This window comes from Brevibacterium sp. AGC70, from assembly GCF_057334195.1.
Genome location: NZ_JBHFIH010000012.1, coordinates 9,630 through 10,359, shown reverse-complemented (window position 1 = coordinate 10,359; position 730 = coordinate 9,630). Strand labels below are relative to the sequence as shown.

Sequence of the window (730 nt, the reverse complement as noted above, 5' to 3'; positions counted from 1 at the left end):
CCAGGACTTACCAACCGTTTCGAGCTTCCATGGCTTTAGAGCGGCCGATTCCAGAGATCCTGATGTTCCTTGCGTACGGGCGGCTGACCCTCAAATCGGTTAAGCTGTGGACCATGACCGGACAGGCTTTCAGCCGCTCACGGATCGGTAACCCGGTCGACCGTTGAGCCGCCGTGGACGCGAGAACTACGCTCGCGCCCCACCCCTTTCGAAACGAGTCCCCTCACTGCGCTTCAGCTCGCGCTGCCCGCGCTCTCAGCGGGCACAAACATCTGGCCCTTCCTCATCGGGCCCACTCTTTTCGAAAGGACACCATGTCAGCAATCTTCAATCACACCATCATTGCCGCCGCCGATCCGGCGGAATCGGCTCAGTTCTACGTCGACATCCTCGAGGCCGAGCACACTCAGTCGTGGGGAGTCTTCTCCAACATCATGCTCGACGAGGGCGTGATGCTGCAGTTCGCGACTCCCCCGCCGACCTTCGATATCCAGCCTGTGCACATGGCGTTCATGTGCACGGATGAACATTTCGATCGCGCGGTGGCACAGTTGGACGAACGGGGCCTCGACTACTGGGCGGACCCGCAGCGGACTCGCCTGCACGAGACGAACACCGAACACGACGGCCGAGGCGTGTACTTCTTGGACCCGTCCGGCATGTATCTGGAGCTCATCACTCAGCCGTACCTCTGAGGCTCTGACGCCGACGTTGCCGAGCGGACCACTCA

The 730-nt window shown here is 61.1% G+C and carries 1 protein-coding gene; it reads left to right on the top strand.

All coding sequences use genetic code 11. The features are described from left to right. Nucleotides 1–314 precede the first annotated feature (314 nt). A complete protein-coding gene (locus ACE03M_RS08660; RefSeq protein WP_485933574.1) occupies nt 315–695 on the top strand; it encodes a VOC family protein in 381 nt (126 codons plus the stop codon). Nucleotides 696–730: the final 35 nt, after the last annotated feature.

Coding starts and splice junctions, on each gene's coding strand:
- ACE03M_RS08660 (WP_485933574.1), top strand. CDS start 315: ATGTCAGCAATCTTCAATCACACCATCATTGCCGCCGCCGATCCGGCG.